The following is an 18,772-nucleotide window of genomic DNA, read 5'->3' on the forward strand; positions in this document are numbered from 1 at the left end:
ACGGCACGCGCCGCTTCCGCAGCCCCGCCCCGGCCCGTACGGCGAGGACGACCGCGCCCGGCAGCGCGGCGACGAAGCTCAGCACGCCGTACACCACGGCGACCGACAGGCCGGTGCCCGCGCCGAGCCCGGCGGCGCCGAACGCCCAGGCGGTGACGCCCTCGCGGGGCCCCCAGCCGCCGACGTTGAGCGGCACGCCCATCGCCAGCAGCGCGAGGACGGCGAGCGGCAGCAGGGTGAGCACCGGGGCGTCCGAGCCCGCGACCCGCGCGGCCACCACGAACATCCCGAGGTGACCGGCGAGCACCACCGCCGAGGAGAGGGCGACGCCGGGACCGTTGCGCCGGGACAGCAGGCCCTCGCGGGCCTCGGCCAGCACCGCGCGGGTCCGCCCGGCGGCCCGCTGCCTGCCGGACGCGGAGTTCATGCGGACGGCGACGATGACGGCCAGCGCGCCCACCGCACCGGCCGCGACCAGCGGCGCGAACTGCCGTACGTCGGCCGCGACCGGCGACGGCAACGTCAGCAGAATCGTCACTCCGGCGACGGCGAGCACCAGCTGGCCCGCCGTGCGCTCCAGGACCACCGCCCGCACCCCGCGCCCGACGTCCCCGGCGCTCTGCCCGTGGCGGACGGCGCGGTGCACGTCGCCGAGGATGCCGCCGGGCAGGGCCGCGTTGAGGAAGAGGGAGCGGTAGTAGTCGGCGACGGCCGGGCCGAGGGGCAGCCGGATGCGCAGGCCGCGGGCGACCAGGGCCCACCGCCACGCGCTGAACACCGTGGTGACGGCGCCGATGGCGAGGCCCGCCAGCAGGGTCGCCGCGTCGATGCGGCGCAGCCCGTCCAGGAAGACGCCGGTGCCCATGCGCCACAGCAGCACGCCGAGGATGACCGTCCCGGCGACGGGGCCCAGGTGGGGGCGGACGGCGGCCAGACGGGACCGGGGCGCGGCGGGCGGCCGGACGGCGGGGGCGGAGACGGCGGGGGCCTCGGCGGCCGGGGCGTGGGGGGACGCGGCGCCGGTGCGCGCCGCGGGGGCGCCCGGCCGCACGGCCGCGGTACGGCGCCACGGCAGCGGGCCGCGCCGGGGCCGCCGTACGGCCACCGGGGTGGCCGGGCGGGTGGGGGGCCGGTGCGTGCCCGCCGTCTCCGCGGTCATCGGGTGCCGCCCGTCGGACCGGGCAGGGCCAGCAGGTCGTCGTGGTGGACGGTGACGCGCAGCTCCCCGGCGGCGCAGGCCGCGAGGCGGGCGTCGAGGTGGGCGGCGGCGCGGTCGGCGATCTCCGGGCGCTGTTCCACGGCGGCGCCGACCCAGCCGCGCAGCCACTGGGCGGTGAGCGCGGCCTCGTCGGGGCCGAGCCGCCAGGCGCTGGGCCGGACCGTGACGGTCGCCCCGTGCCGGGTGAACGCCTCCGCGGCGACGGTGACCGCGTCGGGGCCGAGGAGTCCGTCGCGGCGCTGGTGGTCGTTGAACGCGGCGGCGATCTCCGCGTCCATCGGGTCCTCGGCGGTCAGCTCGACCCGTCCGGCGACGGAGAGGGTGAGCAGGGCGGGGCAGCCCGCGCCCGCGCAGACGGCGGCGAGGGTGTCGACCTCCCCGGCGGTGAGGACGTCCAGCAGCGCCGAGGCGGTGACGAGTCCGGCGCCGACCAGGGCGTCCGGGGTGAGGCGGGCGAGGTCGGCGCGCCGGGTCTCCACGGTGACGCGGCTGCCGTCGGCGGCGGCCTTGGCGGCGCCGACCGCCGCGAAGTGCAGCAGGTAGGGGTCGCGGTCGTGCAGGACCCAGTGCTGCGGGCCGTCCAGGCGCGGCGCGAGCCAGCGCCCCATCGAACCGGTGCCGCAGCCCAGGTCGTGGACGGCGAGTCCGCCGTCGCGGCCGGGCCGGTCGGCCAGGCGGGCGCGCAGCGGGTCCAGCAGTTCGGTGGAGCGCGCGGCGGCGTCGGCGGGCTCGCGCAGCTGGAGCCACTCGGGCGCGTAGCGGGGCGGCTCCTGCTCGTCGGCGTCGTCACGCAGCCGTACGGTGGGGCGCTCGCCGGGGCGGGTGACGGGCCCGGCGCCCGCGATGACGTCGACGGGGCCGGTGTGCGCGCGGCGGGCCAGGTCCGCCGGGGTGGCGGTGGTCTTCCTCATGCCGCCCTCCGGGGTTCGTTCGGCAGCCGTCCGAGGACGCCCGCGAGGCTCTTGGCGGTGTGGGCCCAGCCGTCGAGGGCGGCCCGGCGACCGCGGGCGGCGGCCTTGAGGCGGCGCCGTACGTCGGCCTCGCCGAACCAGCCGCGCAGTTCGGCGGCGAGCGCGGCGGGGTCCTCCGGCGGGACGAGGATGCCGGGGACGCCGCCGTCGGGGGCGCGGCCGACGGCCTCGGGGAGACCGCCGACGTCGGTGGCGAGGACGGGGATGCCGCGGGCGAGGGCCTCGGTGACCGCCATGCCGTAGGTCTCGGCGTAGGAGGTGAGGACCATCAGGTCGGCGGCGGCGTAGGCGGCGTCGAGGTCGGCGCCCGCCTTGGGTCCGGCGAGTTCCAGGCGGTCGTCGAGGCCGTGTGCGGCGATGAGTCCGCGCAGGTGGCGTACGTAGTCGGGGTCGCCGCCGAGGCCGCCGACCAGGGAGCAGGTCCAGGGCAGGTCGGTGACGGCGGCGAGCGCCTCGACGAGGCGGTGCTGGCCCTTGCGGGGGGTGACGGCGGCCACGCACAACAGCCGGGAGACGCCGTCGGTGCCGGAGGCGAGGGGGGCGATGTCGGCGCCGGGGGCGGCGACGTGCACCGTCTCGGGGGCGAGGCCGTGGTGCGAGACGAGGCGGCGCACCGCCCACTCGCTGGTGGCGACGACCGCGGGGACGGCGCGCAGCACCTCGCGTTCCTGTGCGTCGAGCGCGGCGGCGACCAGCGGGTCGAGGCCGGTCTCGTCGCCGAGCGGGAGGTGCACGAGGACGGCGAGCCGCAGCCGGCCGGTCTCCGGGACGACGATCTCGGGGACGCCGCAGGCGACGATGCCGTCGAGGAGGACGGTCGCCCCGTCGGGCAGTTCGCGCAGGGTGCGGGCGAGCGCGTTGCGCCCGTCGGCCTGCGGGCGCGGCCAGGCGCCGGGGACCAGGTGCTTCTCGACCTGCCAGCCGAAGCCGGGGAGGTCGAGGCAGACGCGGCGGTCGTAGGCGTTGCCGCCGCTGGGGTTGGCGGGGTCGTCGACGCCGCCCGGCATGACGAAGTGCACGGTGCTCAGGGACATCGGGATGATGCCGCTGGTCCGGGCGGGCGCCGGCTGCGGCGGGAGGTAGGTGAGGGGGCCCGCCTCGGGGGTGGGCGCGGTGAGGGCGGACTGCTGCGGGACCGGGCCGGGGGCCGTGCGGCCCGGCTGCTGCGCGGTCGGCGCGGGGGCCATGAGCCCCGGCGTCTTCTCCAGGGTCACGTCGGTCACAGGGCACGCTCGAAGCTCGCCCAGGCGACGTGCGACTCGTGGAGGGTGACGGAGAGGGCGGCGATGCCGCGGGCGCCCTCGCCGAGCGCGCCCTGGTGGATGCGGTCGGCGAGCCGGTCGGCGATGACCTTGGCGAGGAACTCGGTGGAGGTGTTGATCCCGGCGAAGTCGGGCTCGTTGTCCAGGTTTCTGTAGTTCAGCTCGCTCACGACGGCACCGAGCTCCTGGGTGGCCAGGCCGATGTCGACGACGATGTTGTCGTCGTCCAGCTGCTCACGGCGGAACGTGGCGTCCACGAGGAACGTCGCTCCGTGCAGGCGCTGCGCGGGTCCGAAGACCTCACCGCGGAAGCTGTGGGCGATCATGATGTGATCGCGGACGGTGACACTGAACAACGGACGACCCTCCAGGTGCGGCGCGTCTTGGTCCCCCGCACAGGCCGCCGGGGGATGTCCTGTAGTACGGCCGGGCCCCTCCCCGCGTTCACCCGCGCCGGACTCTTTTCTGAGGTCAGGCGCTCCGGCCGTACCGCACGCGGTGGCAGAGGGCCGGGATCTCGCCGCTCGCCAGGCGGGGCATCACCTCCGGAAGATCCTCGAACGCGCTTTCCCCGGTGACGAGGGCGTCAAGCGTGGGATCGGCGAGGAGTTCCAGGGCGAGGGCGAGACGGTCACCGTACGTGCGGTTCGCGCGGCGCGGGGAGACGGTGCCGACCTGGCTGCTGCGCAGGACGAGGCGGCGGGAGTGGAAGGCCTCGCCGAGCGGGAGGGCCACCGCGCGGTCGCCGTACCAGCTCAGTTCGAGGACGGTGCCCTCGGGGCGCAGCAGGTCCAGGGCGCGGGTGAGGCCCTGCTCGGTGGCGCTGGCGTGGACGACGAGGTCGCAGTCGCCGAGGGCGTCCTCGGGCAGCGCGAAGCCGATGCCGAGCGCCTCGGCGGTCGTGGCGCGGGCGGGGTCGGCGTCGACGAGCTGGAGGCGGACGCCGGGGAAGCGGCGCAGCAGGGCGGCGACCGAGCAGCCGACCATGCCGCCGCCGACCACCGCGATCCGGTCGCCGACCAGGGGTGCGGCGTCCCACAGCGCGTTGACGGCGGTCTCCACGGTGCCCGCGAGGACGGCGCGGGCGGCGGGCACGGTGTCGGGGACGACGGTGACGGCGCTCGCCGGGACGACGAACCGGGTCTGGTGGGGGTGGAGGGAGAAGACGGTCCGGCCGACCAGCTCCTTCGGGCCCTCCTCGACCTCGCCGACGTTGAGGTAGCCGTACTTGACCGGCGCCGGGAAGTCGCCCTCCTGGAAGGGGCCGCGCATCGCGGTGTGCTGGCTGGCGGGGACGCCGCCGCGGAAGACGAGGGTCTCGGTGCCGCGGCTGATCCCGGAGTAGCGCGAGCGGACCAGGACCTCGCCGTCGGCGGGGGCGGCAAGGTCCGTCTCGCGGATCTCGCCGCGGCCGGGCGCGGCGGTCCAGAAGGCGCGGGCGGAGCGGTTCATCGGCGTCCTCCTGAACGATCGGCAACTTGTTCACGTACCGAGGTGTGCACAGGTCGCGCACAGTACGCGGCCTTGATCGACTCTGTCACCTGGCCGGAGGATGTGCGGTGGCCCTGAACAACATTGACGACGCGAGGCTGGTCCAGCAGGAGACCGCTGTGGGAGCGGGCGTGCAGATCCTGGTGCTGGCCCTGCTGGGCACCGGGATCGGCCTGGGACCGGCGGGCTGGGTGACCGGCCTCGTCTTCGCCGCCGCCACCTGGGCGGTGCTCTCCCGGGCGCTCCAGCGCTCGGGGCTGCGCACCTTCGGTCCGGCGAACCGGGTGACGCTGGGGCGGGCGACGCTGGTCGGCGGGGTGACGGCGCTGGTCGCGGACTCCTTCGTGAGCGCGCCGCCGGTGTCGCTGCTGGTGGGTCTGACGGCGGTGGCGCTGCTGCTGGACGGCGTGGACGGCAAGGTCGCCCGCCGTACCGGCACCTCGACGGCGCTGGGCGCCCGCTTCGACATGGAGGTGGACGCGTTCCTGATCCTGGTCCTCAGCGTGTACGTGTCGATGGCGCTCGGCCCGTGGGTCCTGCTGATCGGCCTGATGCGCTACGGCTTCGTTGCTGCCGCGCGGGTCGCGCCGTGGCTGAACGCCCCGCTCCCGCCGAGCATGGCCCGCAAGACGGTCGCCGCGCTCCAGGGCATCTGCCTCTGTGTCGCGGGCGCCGGACTCCTGCCGTACGCGGCCGACTTCGCGGTGGCCGCGCTGGCGCTGGCGCTCCTGGTGTGGTCGTTCGGGCGGGACGTGCTGTGGCTGTGGCGGACGTCGCGGGTGACGGTCCGTCGGACGCCGGCGGCTTCGCCGGTGAAGGTGCTGGAGCTGGAACTCGCCGGTCAGTGAAGACCGGTTGACCGGGGGTACGACCCGACAGGCTCAGCCCGTGCGGCAGATGACGGTACGTCAGCCGCTCGTACCGAGGAAGCCCTCCACCACCCGCGTGAACGCCGACGGGTCGTCGCGCCAGGGGAAGTGGCCGCTGTCCGGCTGGACCCGGAACTCCGACTTGGGGAACAGCGCCGCGTACTCCTCCATCGCGGAGGGCGGGGCGGCGACGTCGGTACGGCCCGCCAGCAGCAGGACCGGGGAGCGCAGGGACGGCAGGGCCGCGCGGGTCGCGGGCGGGTCGAAGGCCCCCTCGGCGCCGTAGGCCGCCGCCGCCTCCGGGTTGCGGGTACGGTCCCCCGCCGCGTCGTAGGCGCGGGCCTCGTCGTCCCAGCGGGAGTGGTAGAACGGCGCGACGGCCTGGGCGGCGTCGGTGACCGGGCGTCCCGCCGTCAGTGATTCCAGGGCCTCGTACGCGGGCTCGAACCAGGGCTCGCCGCGCCGCAGCCGGGCCGCCGACAGCCGGTCCTCGGCGGTGACCTGGACCCCCGCCGCGTAGACGCTGGGTGTGATCAGCAGCAGGCGGGCGACCCGGTCGGGGTGCCGGGTGGCGTAGAGGAGGGCCAGGTTGGCGCCCGCCGAGTGGGCGAGCAGGTCGACCCGGTCCAGGCAGAGGTGTTCGCGCAGGGCCTCCACGTCGGCCACCTGCCGGTCGCAGCGGTACGAGGCCGGGTCGGCCGGGACCGCCGAGGCGCCGGTGCCGCGCGGGTCGAGGAGGACCAGGCGGCGGTGCGCGGTGAGGCCGCCGAGGTCGCCGAGGTAGGCGGAGGACTGCATGGGCCCACCCGGCAGACACAGCAGCGGCGGCCCGGCGCCCCGCTCGTGCGGGGCGAGGCGGGTGCCGTCGGGGGCGGTGAAGGTGGACAGGGGGGTGGCCATGGAGGTGAGCCTCGCAGCGGGCGGGGTCGGGGGGCAAGCGGGCGCGGGCGGGGCGCAGAGAGGCATGCGGACGCGGCGGGTGAGCCGGGTGGGCGGCGTGGGCCGGACGGGGGCCGGGGCGTGGGGGTGAGCCGGGCGGGGTCCCGCCTCCGCCCGGCTCACCCGGCTCACTCCGCCGGTCCGGCGCCTGCCGCCGGTCGGGCCGATCCTGCCGGTCAGGCTCTCCTCGGTGGGGATCGAGGAAGATCGAACTGTCGTGCACATGACATAAATGGAAGTCGCGCGGTGGACACGGGCTCCCGCACCCGCGTCCACCGCGCCCGGAAGGGCTCGTCCGAGACCGGCTCAGGCCGCCTCGGCCGCTCCCTCCCGGTGCTTGCGGATGAGGTCGGCGTAGTGGTGGCCGGTCCCCTTCACGGTGCGGACCTGGGTGGCGTAGTCGACGTGGACGAGGCCGAAGCGCTTGTCGTAGCCGTACGCCCACTCGAAGTTGTCCAGCAGCGACCAGGCGAAGTAGCCCGCCAGCGGGGCGCCCTTGCGGGCGGCGGAGGCGCAGGCGGCGAGGTGGCCGGTCAGGTAGGCCTGGCGCTCCGGGTCGTCGACGGTGCCGTCGGGGCGGACCACGTCCGGGTACGCGGAGCCGTTCTCGGTGACGTAGATGCGGCGGGCGCCGTACTCGTCGGTGAGGCGCATCAGCAGGTCCTCGATGCCGCTCGCGTCGACCTCCCAGTCCATGCCGGTGCGCGGGACGCCGGGGCGGCGTACGGCACGGGCGTAGGGGGCCGGGCCGTCGGGGTCGTCCTCGACCGTCGCCGGGAAGTAGTAGTTCAGGCCCAGCCAGTCCAGCGGCGCCGCTATCGTCTCCAGGTCGCCCGGCTTCTCGGGGAGTTCGACGCCGTACAGCTCCCGCATGTCGGTGGGGAAGCCGCGGCCGTGGACCGGGTCGAGCCACCAGCGGTTGGTGTGGCCGTCCACGCGGCGGGCGGCGGCGAGGTCCTCGGGACGGTCGCTCGCCGGGTGCACGGTCGAGAGGTTGTTGACGATGCCGACCTGGGCGCCGGGGGCGACCGCGCGGATGGCGCTCGCGGCGAGGCCGTGCCCGAGGAGCAGGTGGTAGGAGGCGCGGACGGCGGCCGTCAGATCGGTGAAACCGGGCGCCATCTTGCCCTCGAGGTGGCCGATCCAGGCCGAGCACAGCGGCTCGTTGAGGGTCGTCCAGTGGCTGACACGGTCCCCGAGCTTCTCGGCGACGACCGAGGCGTACGCGGCGAAGTGCTCGGCGGTGTCGCGCTCGGGCCAGCCGCCGCGGTCCTGGAGCACCTGCGGCAGGTCCCAGTGGTACAGGGTGACCGACGGGGTGATCCCGGCCTCCAGCAGGCCGTCGATCAACTCGTCGTAGAAGGCGAGGCCCTTGGGGTTGACCGGGCCGTCGCCGCCGGGCACCACGCGCGGCCAGGCGACCGACAGGCGGTAGGCGTTGGTGCCGAGCCCGCGCATCAGCTGGATGTCCTCGCGCCAGCGGTGGTAGTGGTCGCACGCCACGTCGCCGTGGTCGTCGCCGTCGATCTTCCCGGGGGTGTGGGAGAAGGTGTCCCAGATCGACGGGGAACGGCCGTCCTCCGCGACGGCCCCCTCGATCTGGTAGGCCGAGGTGGCCGTGCCCCACAGGAAGTCGTGGGGGAGGGCGGTGAAATCGATGGTCACGGAGTTCCCTTCGGGATGGGGCAGGTGGGTCACTTCACCGCTCCCGCCGTCAGTCCGGCGACGAGGTAGCGCTGGAGCAGGAGGAAGCCGGCCACCACGGGCACGCTGACGACCAGCGAGGCGGCCATGATCTGGTTCCAGTACACGTCGTTGAGGGTCGAGTAGCCCTGGAGTCCGACGGCGAGCGTGCGGGTGGCGTCGTTGGTCATCACCGACGCGAACAGCACTTCTCCCCAGGCCGTCATGAAGGCGTAGACGGCGACGGCGACGATGCCGGGGATCGCGGCAGGGACGACGACGCGGAACAGCGCGCCGAGCGGGCCGCACCCGTCGACCAGCGCCGCCTCGTCCAAGTCGCGGGGCACCGAGTCGAAGTAGCCGATCAGCATCCAGATCGAGAACGGCAGGGAGAAGGTGAGGTACGTCAGGATCAGCCCGCCGCGCGAGCCGAACAGGGCGATGCCGGTGGCGTTGCCGATGTTGACGTAGAGGAGGAACAGCGGCAGCAGGAAGAGGATGCCGGGGAACATCTGGGTGGAGAGCACGGTCACCGTGAACACCCGCTTGCCGCGGAAGTTGTAGCGGCTGACCGCGTAGGCGCTGAACACCGCGATGACCACCGAGCAGACCGTCGCCGCGCCCGCCACGATCAGCGAGTTCACGAAGTAGCGGGCCAGCGGCACGGTCGACCAGATGTCGATGTACGGCCGGATGGTCAGCTCGCTGGGCAGCCAGCGGAACTTGCCGGTGACGTCGGCGAGCGGTTTCAGCGAGCTGGAGATCATCACGTACACCGGGAGCAGCACGAACCCGGTGAGCAGGGTGAGGAAGATCCAGCGGGACCAGACGAACGAACGCGGCGGCGCCATCGGCGAGTTGCGTACGACGGACGCCGGGGAGGAGTCAGCCATCTTCGGGCCTCCGTCCGCGTGAGGTGACGGCGAGATAGACGCCGGTCACGGCGAGCAGGAAGAGCAGCAGCAGCACCGACATCGCGGAGCCGGAGCCGAAGTTCCAGGTGACGAAGGACGCCTGGTAGATGTGGACCGAGATGAGGTCCGCGGCCTCCGGGGCGGCCTTGCCGAACAGGACGTACGGGGTGTTGAAGTCGTTGAACGTCCAGAGGAACAGCACCAGGACGAGGACCTGGTTGACCGGACGCAGCGACGGGAGGGTGATGCGGCGGATCTGCTGGAGCATGCCGGCGCCGTCCAGGGCCGCCGCCTCGTACAGCTCGCGGGGGATGTTCTGGAGTCCGGCCATCACGATGAGGAACGCGAACGGCCAGCCCTTCCACACCGAGACGGTGAGCAGCGCCCAGAAGCTGTTGTCGCCGATCAGCCAGAACGACGGCTTGTCGGTGACGCCCAGCTGGTCGTGCAGGACGTGGTTCACCAGGCCGTTGTCGTGCTGGAACATGAACACCCAGGTGATGACGGCCGCGTAGACCGGCAGGGCGTAGGGGATCAGGAACAGCGCGCGCAGGATGCCGCGGCCGCGGAAGGTGTCCTGCATGTAGATCGCCGCGGCGGTGCCGATCGCCCAGCACAGGCCCACCGAGAGGAGGGTGAAGGCGACCGTCACGAGGAACGAGTGCAACAGGGCTTCGCCGACCGGGGCGTTGAAGTCGACCGACATCTTGTAGTTGTCGAGTCCGGCCCAGGGGGCGGTGCCCCAGTCGCGGATGTAGAACTGCGTGAGTTCCTTGAAGCTCATCACGATGCCGATGACCATCGGCACCAGGTGGACGAGGAGTTCGAGGATCAGCGCGGGCAGGAGCAGCAGATACGGCAGTCCGATCTTGCGGACCCGCCCGGTGCGGCGGCGGGGGCCGCGCGCCGCACCGGGGGAGCTCTTGCGCACGTCGGCCTCGGCGGGAACCGTGGTCGTCATCGTGCTCACTTACTTCGTCGGCATCTGCTGCTGGGCCTTCTCCAGGCGGGACTTGACCGACTCGGTGGTGACCGGGCGGCCGGCCGCGGCGTCCGCGAACAGCTCCTTCACGGCCGTACCCACGGCGGTCTCGAACTGCGACTCGTCGGCGACCTGCGGGAGGGCGGCGGCGCTCTTGGCGAGGGTGTCCTTCAGGACCGCGTTGGCCGGGTTGTTGAACGCGGGGTCGGTCTGGGCGCTCGCGACCGGCGGGATCGAGCTGTAGGCCTTGTTGAGGATCTTCTGCTCCTCGTCGCTGGTCATGAACTTCACGAACTTCGTGGCGCCGTCGAGGTTGTCGCTGTTCTTGAAGACGGACAGGTTGATGCCGGCGACCATCGAGTTGACCTGCTTGCCGGTGCCCGGGGTGCCGGACTGGACGGGCACGGGCGCGATGCCGTACTGGTCCTCGGGCATGCCCTGCGACTTGAGGTTGGCGGCGGCCGACTGCCACAGCAGCATCGCCGTCTTGCCCTTGGCGAAGTCGCTGACGGACTGGTTCTGGGCGTACTCGGCGTTGCCGAGCGGGATCGCCTTGTCCTTCGCCATCAGGTCGACGTACTGCTTGACGGCGGTGACCGCGTTGTCGGAGGTGAAGTCGGGCTTGCCGTCGGCGGTGAAGAAGTCCGCGCCGTGCTGCTTGGCGAAGGTGAAGACGTGGTGGACGTTCTCGGAGACGTTCGCGCCCTCGGCGCCGATGACCTGCTTGCCCTTGGCCTGGATCTTCTTGCCGTCGGCGACGAGCTGGTCCCAGGTGGCCGGGGGCTGGGAGATGCCCGCGTCGGCGAAGATCTGCTTGTTGTAGTACAGCGCGTACGCCATCGAGTACAGCGGGACGGCGGCGGGCGGCTGGCCCTCGGCGCCGGTCGAGCCGAGCGCGGAGGCGACGAACCGGTCCTTGCCGCCGATCTTGGCGAAGTTCGCGTCGTCCCAGGGCAGCAGCGCGCCCGTCGCCTGGAGGGAGGCCGACCAGGTGTTGCCGATGTTGAGGACGTCGGGGCCCTGACCGGACGTGGTCGCGGTGAGGATGCGGTTGAGGAGGTCCGACCAGGGGACGACCTCCAGCTTGACCTTGATGCCCGACTCCTTCTCGAACTTGTCGAGTTCGGGCTGGAGGGTCTTCTTGTCGATCTCGATGCTGGCGCCCTGGTTCGAGGCCCAGTAGGTCAGCTCCTTGGGCGAGTCGTTGGACCCGCCGCCGTCCGACGACGACCCACCGCCGCAGGCCGTCACGGCCAGCGCGAGTGACATGACGACGGCGCCTGCGGCCGCGGCTCGGATGGTACGCATGGGTCGGCTCCCGGGGTGTCGATCAGGGCTTAATTTAGGACGTGAGTTAAACCTCCGAAGAGAGCGGCGTCAAGAGTTTCGACGCGGGAGGTACAAGTCGGTATGCGGCTGTGACGGGTGACCCGCCGGGGCCCCCGCCCAGGCGTGCCGCGGGCTCCGGCGCACGTCGCGGGCCCGCACGGCCCCGCTCCCGCGCCCGGTGGCCCGGCAGGCACCGTCGTGAGGGTGCGTTCACTTCTCGAAGTGGGAAGCGGGGTTCCGGGTGAGAGGGACGGGGCGCGCGAACCGGGGTTCCCGCTGGGGGACGGGCGGGGGTGGGGTGCGCGGGGGCTCGGGCGGGGTGTGGCGGGGGTGCGGGCGGGGTGTGGCGGGGGGTGCGGGCGGCGCGGTGTGCGCCCCCGGCGGGGCACGGTCCCCTGGCGCACATCGGTGGCGGGCGGGCGGCTACGGGCTGTCGCGCCGTCGCCGCCTCCCCGGCCGACGGTGCCGTGGGCGGCACCGCCGTGCGGGTGGGGGCTGCGGGGCCGGGGCGTGGGGCGTCGGGGCGTGGGGGGGGGCGGAGGCACCGGCAGTGTGCGGCCCGCTCGCGTGCACCGCCGGGGGCTCAGGCGCCTCGGGTGCGTACGGAGGCACAAGCCTCGCGGGCGTACCAGGCGCACGGAACGGCGGACCCGCGGCGCCCAGCGACCGCGCCGCCCCCGCCGACGGCGCCTAGGCCGACGTCGTCGTGCCGAGCGGGGGCGGCGGGGCGCCCGGACACGGCCAGACCACCGGCGGGGGTACGACCCGCCCGGACACAGCCAGGCCACTGGCAGTGCGCGGCCCGTCCGCGGCACCCCCAGGGTCCGCCGCAGGCGCAGGCGTCACGGTGCGCCCAGGGGCACAAGCCCCCGGGCGCACCCCGGCAGCGGACGCGCGGCTCCGGGCTACCGCGTCGCCCCCGCCTACGGCGCCGTGGGCGGCGTCGCCGTCCCGACCGGGGTCTGCGGGGCCGGGGCGTAGCCGGTCGGGCGGGTGGTGAAGGTGCCGCGGCCCTGGGTGCGGCTGCGCAGGCGGGTGGCGTAGCCGAACAGCTCCGCCAGCGGGACGGTGGCCGTGACCAGCGCCGCGCCGCCCCGTACCGCCGAGCCGGTCACCCGGCCGCGCCGGGCGGCGAGGTCGCCGAGGACCGTGCCGACGGCGTCCTCGGGCACCGTGACGGTGACCTCGGCGACCGGCTCCAGCAGGAGCGCGGCGCAGCGGCGCAGGGCCTCGCGCAGACCGAGCCGGCCCGCCGTGCGGAACGCGGTCTCCGAGGAGTCCTTGACGTGCGTGGCCCCGTCGGTCAGCGTGACCCGCAGCCCGGTCACCGGGTGGCCGCCGAGGGGGCCCTCGGCGAGGGCGTCCCGGCAGCCGGCCTCGACGGCACGGACGTACTCCTGCGGGACCCGCCCGCCGACGACCGCCGAACGGAACACGAACCCCTCCTCCAGCGGCTCCACGTCGAGCACGACGTGCGCGAACTGGCCCGCCCCGCCGTCCTGCTTGACGTGGCGGAAGACCAGACCGGACACGCCCCGCGCGACCGTCTCCCGGTAGGTGACGCGCGGGCGCCCCACGGTGACCTCCAGTCCGAGGGTGCGGCGGATCTTCTCCACCGCCACCTCCAGGTGCAGTTCGCCCATCCCCGACAGCACGGTCTGGCCGGTCTCGGGGTCGGTGCGGACCGTCAGCGACGGATCTTCCTCGGCGAGCCGGGCCAGCGCCGTGGCCAGCCGGTCCGTGTCGGTGGAGCGGCGGGCCTCGACCGCGACGGAGACCACGGGATCGGCGACCCCGGGCGGTTCGAGGACCAGCGGCGCGTCCGGCGCGCAGAGCGTCGAGCCCGCGCGGGCCGACTTCAGCCCGATCACGGCGACGATGTCCCCGGCGACCGCCCGTTCCACCTGCTCGTGCCGGTCGGCCTGGACCCGCAGGATGCGGCCGATCCGCTCCCCGCGCCCGGCGGTGGTGTCCCGCACGGCGTCCCCCTTCTCGATGGTCCCGGAGTAGATCCGCAGGTAGGTGAGGCGTCCGGTGGGCGTGGCGGCGACCTTGAACGCGAGGGCCGCGAAGGGCGCCGCCGGGTCGGCGGGCCGCCGCTCGTCGGCGCCGTCGTGCGTGCCCCGTACGGGCGGCACGTCCAGCGGCGACGGCAGGTAGGCGACGACCGCGTCGAGCAGCGGTTCGATGCCCCGGTTGCGGTAGGCGGAGCCGCACAGCACGACGACGCCGTCCCCGGCGCGGGTGAGGTCGCGCAGCGCCGCCGCGAGGGTCGGCGCCGACAGCGTCTCCCGGTCGCAGAACTCCTCCAGCGCCGCCGGATGCCGTTCCGCGACCGCCTCCTCCAGCAGCCGTCGGCGGCGCAGCGCCTCCGCGCGCAGTTCCTCGGGCACCGGCCCGTCGACGGCGGCCCCGCCGTCGCCGTCCCAGGTCAGGGCGCGCAGGCGGAGCAGGTCGACGACGCCGGTGAAGCCGTCCTCGGCGCCGATCGGCAGCTGCACGACGAGCGGTACGGGGTGCAGCCGGTCCCGGATCGAGGCGACGGCGGTGTCCAGGTCGGCGCCCGCCCGGTCCAGCTTGTTCACGAACGCGATCCTCGGTACGCCGTACCGGTCGGCCTGCCGCCAGACCGACTCGCTCTGCGGTTCCACGCCCGCGACGGCGTCGAACACGGCGACCGCCCCGTCCAGCACCCGCAGGGAGCGTTCGACCTCGTCGGCGAAGTCGACGTGCCCGGGGGTGTCGATGAGGTTGACGCGGTGCCCGTCCCAGTCGCAGCTGACGGCCGCGGCGAAGATGGTGATGCCGCGGTCGCGTTCCTGGGGGTCGAAGTCGGTGACGGTGGTGCCGTCGTGGACCTCGCCGCGCCGGTGGGTCGTCCCGGTCGCGAACAGGACGCGTTCGGTGACGGTGGTCTTGCCCGCGTCGACGTGGGCGAGGATGCCGAGGTTGCGTACGGCGGCGAGGTGGAGGTCGAGGTGGTTGCGCACGGCCCGTGGCCTTTCGGGAGGTTCTCGGAGAAGGGCGGCGCGATGGTGTCCGACGGGACCCGCGAAGAAGGAGGTGACGGCGGACCGGTGCGACCAGTACGTCTGGTGCGTCCGGTAAGTCCGGTGCGCCCGGCCGTCGGTGGGCCCGGCGGCGCGTCCGGTGCCGTCGGAGTCGCGGTCCCGTCAGAGCTTCCGGTGCCGGCCGCGCAGCGGGCACCGGAAGGACGAGGACACGAGGATCACCTCGTAGCGGGAACGGGGAGCGCGGACAGCGGTGCGGTCACGCATGTCCGGGCTCCCCTCTTCCGTGACGTCCGGTCGTCCGGTCGTCATGCGCGGTGCGGAGCGGCCCCCCGTGGGCGGCTCTCGTCGACCCGAGTGTAGGAGTGGCGGAACGGACGGCGCACGGCATTTTCCCGCGGCCTCCCGGCAGTTGGCACCCCGGCCGGCATCGCGTGCCGCCGCGTCAGCCCGCGTAGAAGTGCCGCCGCACCCTCCGCAGCCAGGCGTCGGCGGCCGTCTCGTCCGGCTGGTCGGGGAGCGGGCTGCGGGTCTCGGCGAAGGCCGCCTCGTAGTGCCGCAGGAGCGGCAGCGCCGCCTCGGGGTCGGCCGCGGCCTCCTCGCCGAACCGGCGGAAGCTCTCCGGGTCGTCGACGCGGATGCTCAACCGCCCGGTCGCGTACAGCTCGTAACCCTGGTGGCAGAGCCGCTTGAGGTGGCGGGCGTGCTTGGCGGTACGGCGGCGGGTCTCGCCGGGGCCCGCCGCGTCGGTGCGGTTGCGGAGCTTGCGGAACTGCTGGGTGGCGTAGCCGAGGTAGGCGTCACGGACCCGGCGCGCGCCCAGCAACGTGTGCCGTATGCCGATGAGTTCGTCTCCCAGCGGGGTACGGACCTCGTACAACTCGTCGGGCAGCCAGACGAGTTCCATCACGGTGGGGTTGCCGCCGAGGGCGAGTCGGCACCACTTGGCGGCCTCGTGGAGGGTGCGGTCCGGTGCCGTGGTGACGTGGGACTCCGGCGGGGTGCGCAGACCGTGCAGTTCCTCGGTGGGCGTCGCGAACATGCCGAGGCGGTCCAGATCGGAGCCCGCGTGGGCGAGGCCGTAGGCGGTCGAGCCGACGATGCCGGAGAGCAGGACCGTGCGACCGGCCGTACCGGTCGACGGGTCGGGTCGCGCCCGGTCCGTGCCGGGGGCGCTGCGGGTGTGCTGGGCGTGGTCGGTCACAGGTTCTCCCCCGGTCGTGGTCCCGGGCCGTCCGCGGCGGACGGCGGGACGGCCATCATGCCCCGGCGGCCCCGGCGCCCACCTCGCGTTTTCGGGGCCGCCCGCTCCCCCACCGCCCATGAGGTTCGATCGGCGGCGTCACCCGGATGACGGCGTTGCGCTGGTCGCCCGCGCGGGCCGGTGGTGCCGTGGAGGGGCAGGGGGGCAGCCGTCCGGGGCGCCCGCGCGCCGGGAAACCGTCCCGTCCTCAGGAGGAACTCGTGATCACCCCTAGCCCCACCGGCCCGTCCCACACGCCGCGCACGACCCGTACGACCCGTACGACCCGTACGGGTCAGGCGCTCCCGGCCCCCGCTCCGGCGACCGGCAGGGCCCGTACCGTCCGCGTCCTGGCCGCTGCCGCCCTGACCACCGGAACCCTGTTCGCCGCCGCGGCCTGCTCGGGCGACGGCGACGGTTCCGCCTCCGGGTCGAGGACCGCGACCCCGGCCGTGACCGCCGCCGCCTCCGCGGCCGTCGCCGAACGCCCGCTGACGGCGCGGACCACCGCCGCCGCTTCCCCGTCCCCGTCCAGCACGCTGAGCGAGTCCGGCGCGAAGTCGGCGCTGATCACGGAGGCGGACATCGAGGACGCCTGGACGCAGGTGGACGACGCGCAGACCTGGAAGGAGTCGCTGCTCGTCGGGAAGGTGGACACGGCGCAGTTCGTGACCGCCAAGACCGACGCCGCCGACTGCCAGCGCCTCCTCGACGGCCTCTACGACGAGGACCTGCTCGGCAAACCGTCCGGCGCGTCGGCGCTGACCGGTTTCGAGGAGGGCGAGTCCCGGCTGCTCTACCAGGTCGCCGGGTACCGGCAGGCCGACCTCGACAAGTCGATGGACTGGCTGGAGAAACTGCCCGACACCTGCGCCCAGTTCACCGCGACCGGCGACGACGGAGACCGTACCGTCCAGGTGGTGGAGGCTTCCCTGCCGAAGGAGGGCGACGGGCGGCGCGGGCTGACCGTGACGGTGAAGGGCGAGACGAACGGCGAACCGGTGACCCTCACCCTGGACGTGGCCGTCGTCCAGGTCGGCACGTCGGACGCGATCACCGTGACCAACGGCGGGCTCGACGGCGCCGACCACGACAGCACCGAGCAGGCCGTGGAGCAGGGCACGCCCCGGCTGAAAGACGTCCTCGCGGGCCGCACGCCGAAGGCGACCCCGAACACCCTCGACTGAGCCGCCCGGCGGGGCCGCTGTGATCCTTGTCGCTGGTTGGGGGCGGTGGGCGGTGGGCAGACACTGCGGGTGATCCGTGAAATCGGTGCCGTTCCTGTGGGGGAAACCGTGCGTGTGTGTCTCATCGGTGCAGGCCTGTCGGGGCTCGCGACGGCGCGTGCCCTGAAGAGCGCGGGCATCGACTTCGTCTGCCTGGAACGGACCGGCGGGGTCGGTGGCATATGGCGCAGACCCGGGGCCGGTGAACCGGGCCCGGGTTACCTTTCGTTGCACCTGAACACCACCAAGAAGCTCACCGGTTACGCCGAGTTCCCGATGCCGGACTCCTACCCGGTCTATCCGAACCACCGCCAGATGGCCTCCTATTTGCAGGAGTTCGCCGAATGGGCTGATCTCCTCGGGCACATCGAGCTGGAGACGACCGTCGAGTCGGTGACCCGGCAGGCCGACGGTTCCTGGTCGGTGGACTCGGTGGACACCGACGGCGCCCGCTCCTCCCGTGTCTTCTCCCACGTCGTCGTCGCCTCCGGCGCCAACACCGAACCGTCGGTGCCCGCACCGCCACCGGGTGCCGAAACCTTCACAGGAACGATTCTGCACGCCCAGGACTACCACGACGGCAACGAGTTCGCCGGACAGCGGGTCGTGGTCGTGGGGCTCGGCGCGTCGGCCGTGGACATCGCGGCCGACCTGCCGCGGTACGCCGAGCGGACCGTCCTCTCCGTCCGGCGGGGCCACCACATCCTCCCCAAGCAGCTCTTCGGCATCCCGCTCGACGAGTTCGCCGAGGCGCCCTGGTGGACCGCGATGTCGCTGCCCGAGCAGCGCACGTTCCTGGAGGAGGCGGTGCGCACGGCGCGGGGCTCGCTCTCCGACTACGGGCTGCCGGAGCCCGAACACCCGGTGTTCGCCTCGGCGGTGACCCTCTCGGACGAGATCCTCAGCAGCATCCGGCACGGCGGCGTGCTCCCGAAACCCGCGATCGCCTCGCTGGCGGGAGACGTGGTGACGTTCACGGACGGCACGTCGGAGCGGGTGGACGCGATCGTCCACTGCACCGGCTACCGGCTGGCGTTCCCCTTCCTGCCTCCGGGCTGCCCGTTCGGCGCGTCGGGCTCGGTCGAGCTGTTCAAGCGGGTCGTGGCACCCGACCTGCCGGGGCTGTTCTTCGCCGGACTGGTGCGCCCGCAGGGCTCCATCACCCGGCTCGTGGAGGCACAGGCCCGGTGGATCACGCGGCTCCTTCTGGGCGAGGCGGTGCTGCCCGAGCCCGAGGTGATGCGCAAGGAGGTGGCCTCCTACCTCAGCGGCATCGCGGACCAGTACGGGCAGAGCGAGGGCGGGTCGATCAAGGTGAACGTGGCACCGTATCTGGAGCAACTGCGGGACGAGTGACCCCTGATCGGGCGGCGCCCGATCGGATCCGGCGAGGCGGATGTGGACAGGACCCGAGGAACCCGGGCACCGCTGAGACCTGTGGGCCGGTGGGGCCGGTGGGCGGGAGCGTGCCGCGCGCCGGCCTCCTCGTCGAGTCGGCGGGCGCGGGACCGTGATGGCGGCGGGGCGCCCGCCGGGGCGGGACGCGCGGGGTCCGGCGCTGGGCGAGCGCTTCGTCGGCGGGCCGGGGGGAGCGGTCCGGCGCCGTCGGCGTACGGCTCCCCCGGCCTGCGTG

General features: G+C 74.0%; 14 protein-coding genes and 1 pseudogene. 3 read left to right on the forward strand and 12 right to left on the reverse strand.

Annotated features, from left to right (window positions below; all coding sequences use genetic code 11):
- Positions 1–115: 115 nt before the first annotated feature.
- The 5 genes and pseudogenes from ACIQPQ_RS16720 to ACIQPQ_RS16740 all read right to left on the reverse strand — a co-directional run.
- Positions 116–1,159, reverse strand: a pseudogene (locus tag ACIQPQ_RS16720) (lysylphosphatidylglycerol synthase transmembrane domain-containing protein); the annotation flags it as partial.
- The gene (locus ACIQPQ_RS16725) at positions 1,156–2,130 is read right to left on the reverse strand and encodes a hypothetical protein (RefSeq protein ID WP_401304427.1); all 975 of its coding nucleotides are present in this window, start codon (positions 2,128–2,130) and stop codon (positions 1,156–1,158) included. The gene ACIQPQ_RS16725 and the pseudogene ACIQPQ_RS16720, both read right to left, overlap by 4 nt.
- Complete coding sequence (locus ACIQPQ_RS16730) at positions 2,127–3,413, reverse strand: glycosyltransferase family 4 protein (protein ID WP_401304430.1); 1,287 nt, start codon at positions 3,411–3,413, stop codon at positions 2,127–2,129. Before ACIQPQ_RS16730 ends, ACIQPQ_RS16725 begins: the two co-directional genes overlap by 4 nt.
- Entirely contained in the window at positions 3,410–3,808 is a 399-nt protein-coding gene (locus ACIQPQ_RS16735; RefSeq protein WP_383766938.1) for a 6-pyruvoyl tetrahydropterin synthase family protein, read from the reverse strand. Before ACIQPQ_RS16735 ends, ACIQPQ_RS16730 begins: the two co-directional genes overlap by 4 nt.
- A gap of 115 nt (positions 3,809–3,923) precedes the next feature.
- Complete coding sequence (locus ACIQPQ_RS16740) at positions 3,924–4,904, reverse strand: zinc-binding alcohol dehydrogenase (RefSeq protein WP_401304433.1); 981 nt, start codon at positions 4,902–4,904, stop codon at positions 3,924–3,926.
- A 107-nt stretch (positions 4,905–5,011) separates the two neighbouring features.
- Here ACIQPQ_RS16740 and ACIQPQ_RS16745 point away from each other — a divergent pair, with 107 nt between their 5' ends.
- Entirely contained in the window at positions 5,012–5,791 is a 780-nt protein-coding gene (locus ACIQPQ_RS16745; protein ID WP_401304436.1) for a CDP-alcohol phosphatidyltransferase family protein, read from the forward strand.
- A gap of 60 nt (positions 5,792–5,851) precedes the next feature.
- On the opposite strand, the gene ACIQPQ_RS16750 is transcribed toward ACIQPQ_RS16745, so the two are convergent.
- The 7 genes from ACIQPQ_RS16750 to ACIQPQ_RS16780 form a co-directional block, all read right to left on the reverse strand.
- The gene (locus ACIQPQ_RS16750; RefSeq protein ID WP_401304439.1) at positions 5,852–6,712 is read right to left on the reverse strand and encodes an alpha/beta fold hydrolase; all 861 of its coding nucleotides are present in this window, start codon (positions 6,710–6,712) and stop codon (positions 5,852–5,854) included.
- Between the two features lie 345 nt (positions 6,713–7,057).
- Positions 7,058–8,416, reverse strand: a complete 1,359-nt coding sequence (locus tag ACIQPQ_RS16755) for a GH1 family beta-glucosidase (protein ID WP_383766949.1) — start codon at positions 8,414–8,416, stop codon at positions 7,058–7,060.
- 29 nt (positions 8,417–8,445) lie between these two features.
- Positions 8,446–9,285, reverse strand: coding sequence for a carbohydrate ABC transporter permease (locus ACIQPQ_RS16760; RefSeq protein ID WP_401304555.1), 840 nt, complete (start codon positions 9,283–9,285; stop codon positions 8,446–8,448).
- 34 nt (positions 9,286–9,319) lie between these two features.
- Positions 9,320–10,309, reverse strand: coding sequence for a carbohydrate ABC transporter permease (locus ACIQPQ_RS16765; RefSeq protein ID WP_383766951.1), 990 nt, complete (start codon positions 10,307–10,309; stop codon positions 9,320–9,322).
- A gap of 9 nt (positions 10,310–10,318) precedes the next feature.
- On the reverse strand, positions 10,319–11,638 hold the full coding sequence (locus tag ACIQPQ_RS16770; RefSeq protein ID WP_401304441.1) for an ABC transporter substrate-binding protein: 1,320 nt from the start codon (positions 11,636–11,638) through the stop codon (positions 10,319–10,321).
- Positions 11,639–12,582: 944 nt separating this feature from the next.
- A complete protein-coding gene (gene fusA, locus ACIQPQ_RS16775; RefSeq protein WP_401304443.1) occupies positions 12,583–14,649 on the reverse strand; it encodes an elongation factor G in 2,067 nt (688 codons plus the stop codon).
- A 466-nt stretch (positions 14,650–15,115) separates the two neighbouring features.
- Positions 15,116–15,784 (reverse strand): DNA polymerase beta superfamily protein, encoded by a 669-nt coding sequence (locus ACIQPQ_RS16780; protein ID WP_401304558.1) that lies wholly within the window; start codon positions 15,782–15,784, stop codon positions 15,116–15,118.
- Between the two features lie 479 nt (positions 15,785–16,263).
- Between ACIQPQ_RS16780 and ACIQPQ_RS16785 the strand changes: the two genes are divergently transcribed.
- Together ACIQPQ_RS16785 and ACIQPQ_RS16790 are read left to right on the forward strand one after the other, a co-directional pair.
- Positions 16,264–17,100 carry a hypothetical protein gene (locus tag ACIQPQ_RS16785; RefSeq protein ID WP_401304560.1) on the forward strand — a complete coding sequence of 279 codons (837 nt, stop codon included), beginning with the start codon at positions 16,264–16,266 and terminating at the stop codon, positions 17,098–17,100.
- Positions 17,101–17,214: 114 nt separating this feature from the next.
- The gene (locus tag ACIQPQ_RS16790; protein ID WP_401304562.1) at positions 17,215–18,495 is read left to right on the forward strand and encodes a flavin-containing monooxygenase; all 1,281 of its coding nucleotides are present in this window, start codon (positions 17,215–17,217) and stop codon (positions 18,493–18,495) included.
- The last annotated feature ends 277 nt before the right edge of the window (positions 18,496–18,772 follow it).

The sequence above is a fragment of the Streptomyces sp. NPDC091281 genome (assembly GCF_044757425.1).
GTDB lineage: Bacteria > Actinomycetota > Actinomycetes > Streptomycetales > Streptomycetaceae > Streptomyces.

What these genes read in the sequence shown, in the direction of transcription:
- ACIQPQ_RS16725 (WP_401304427.1), bottom strand. Translation starts at nt 2,130, where the DNA reads ATGAGGAAGACCACCGCCACCCCGGCGGACCTGGCCCGCCGCGCGCAC.
- ACIQPQ_RS16740 (WP_401304433.1), bottom strand. Translation starts at nt 4,904, where the DNA reads ATGAACCGCTCCGCCCGCGCCTTCTGGACCGCCGCGCCCGGCCGCGGC.
- ACIQPQ_RS16750 (WP_401304439.1), bottom strand. Translation starts at nt 6,712, where the DNA reads ATGGCCACCCCCCTGTCCACCTTCACCGCCCCCGACGGCACCCGCCTC.
- ACIQPQ_RS16760 (WP_401304555.1), bottom strand. Translation starts at nt 9,285, where the DNA reads ATGGCGCCGCCGCGTTCGTTCGTCTGGTCCCGCTGGATCTTCCTCACC.
- ACIQPQ_RS16765 (WP_383766951.1), bottom strand. Translation starts at nt 10,309, where the DNA reads ATGACGACCACGGTTCCCGCCGAGGCCGACGTGCGCAAGAGCTCCCCC.
- ACIQPQ_RS16770 (WP_401304441.1), bottom strand. Translation starts at nt 11,638, where the DNA reads ATGCGTACCATCCGAGCCGCGGCCGCAGGCGCCGTCGTCATGTCACTC.